Below are 1,869 nucleotides of genomic sequence, written 5' to 3' on the forward strand. Positions count from 1 at the left end.
GCCTGGGCGGACGACTCCGCCGTGCCCGGCGCCACGCCCGAATGCATGGCCACCGCGCAGAACCGTTCCGGATAGCGCGCCGCCAGCAGCACCGCCATGCATGCGCCGGCTGACAGGCCGGCCACCGCCACGCGCGTGAGATCGACCGGATGGCGCCGCGCCACCTGGTCCACCGCCGCCATGAGCGTGGCCGCTTCCGCGTGGGCCTTGCCGTTGCGGTGCGAGAACCAGTTCCAGCAGCCCTGCGCGTTGGCGATGCGCTCCTGCTCGGGGTACAGCACCAGAAAGCGCTCGCGGGCAGCGAGCCGGTTCATGCGCGAACTGGCGGCCAGATCGGCCCCCGTCTGCCCGCAGCCGTGCAACATCACCATCATGGGGAGCTTTTCGCCCGCGCCCAGGGCCAGGCCCGGGGGAATGTGCAGGTGAAAGCGCCGCGCGCCGGCCGGGCCGGGGGCGATGCCGCCTATCCATTCGCCGGCCCCGGGCGGCACCTTGCGCGGCGCCCGGGCCTTGGGGGTGGCGGCATTCACCAGCGACAGCAGGGGCTTGGCGGCCGCCTTCACCCGCGCGGGGCGCGTGGCGCGAGCCAGCGCCTTCAGGTTGCGCTGGTAGGCCCGGGTGAAAACGGACAGGGAAAACAGGCGGGAGCTGCGGGGCATGGGCGGTCGTCCAATCGGCGGGGTAGCGGGTTCACCATACCAGTTTTGTTGCAGTGCAGCATTTTTTGGGCCTGCCAGAACTGGAATTGGGCGCCACGGACTACAAACCCGCAGGCCGCGCGCCATCGAAACATGTCCTGAAATGATCGATCCCTGGCCGCCCCGGGCCGGACGCCGGACGCCGCTGCTCTCAAAATCAGCGCCATACTCCACCACCCATCGAAGCGCCCCCATGAAAACCTGTCTCATAGTGATCGACGCGCAGGAATCGTTCCGCCAGCGGTCCTATTTCACCGCGCAGAGCCTGCCGCCGTACCTCGCCGCGCAGAACGCACTCATCGAGGGCTGCGTGGCCCGGGGCGTGCCGGTGGTGCGCATCTTCCACAGCGACGGCCCCGCCGAGGCCGGCAACCCGTTCGCCATCGAGTCCGGCCACGTGCGCCCGCTGGAGGGCCTGGCGCCGTTCGACGCCACCGCCACCTTCACCAAATCGCGCCACAGCGCACTGGTGGACACAGGCCTGGCCGTCTGGCTGACGCAGCACGGCATCCAGCGCCTGATCGTGAGCGGCATCCGCACCGAGCAATGCTGCGAGACCACCACCCGCCATGCCTCCGATCTGGGCTGGCAGGTGGACTACGCCCTCGATGCCACGCTCACCTGGGACATGGTGCAGCCCGACGGCCGCACGCTCACCGCCACCGACATCCGGGACCGCACGGCCACCGTGCTGCAGGACCGCTTCGCCACCGTGTGCACCGCCGCCCAGGCGCTGGAGCGCGTGGCCGCCGCAGCCTGATTCCCGCCCTTTCCGCCCCCCACCCCGTCCACCCCCCCTCCGCCATCACGACGAAAGAAGACGCGCCATGCTGGAACTGCGCCCCACCTGCGAACACTGCAACACCGCCCTGCCGCCCGCCTCGCCCGATGCGCGCATCTGCAGCTTCGAGTGCACCTTCTGCGCCGACTGCGTGGACCACGTGCTCGGCAACGTGTGCCCCAACTGCGGCGGCGGCTTCGCCCCGCGCCCGATCCGGCCCGCGCACAACCACAAGGGCAACAATTTCCTGGGCAACGACCCCGCCAGCACCGTGGTGCGCCACCGGCCCGTGGACCCGGCCGCCCACGCGGCCTTCGCCGCCGCCCTGCGGCAGATTCCGCCCGCACAGCGATGAGCAGCGGCCCCGGCGCCCCCATCCACGTCTTCTTC

3 protein-coding genes are annotated in these 1,869 nt (G+C 70.9%); 2 read left to right on the forward strand and 1 reads right to left on the reverse strand.

Annotation, left to right across the window (positions count from 1 at the left end):
• The coding region (locus AC27IQ_RS23570) for an extracellular catalytic domain type 1 short-chain-length polyhydroxyalkanoate depolymerase (protein WP_487091003.1) at positions 1–659 on the reverse strand (659 nt) is incomplete at its 3' end.
• A 232-nt stretch (positions 660–891) separates the two neighbouring features.
• On the opposite strand from AC27IQ_RS23570, the gene AC27IQ_RS23575 reads away from it, so the two are divergent.
• Positions 892–1,458, forward strand: coding sequence for a cysteine hydrolase family protein (locus AC27IQ_RS23575; protein WP_487091004.1), 567 nt, complete (start codon positions 892–894; stop codon positions 1,456–1,458).
• A gap of 67 nt (positions 1,459–1,525) precedes the next feature.
• Complete coding sequence (locus AC27IQ_RS23580) at positions 1,526–1,834, forward strand: DUF1272 domain-containing protein (protein WP_284405881.1); 309 nt, start codon at positions 1,526–1,528, stop codon at positions 1,832–1,834.
• Positions 1,835–1,869: the final 35 nt, after the last annotated feature.

The sequence above is a fragment of the Acidovorax sp. KPB24-07 genome (assembly GCF_057543315.1).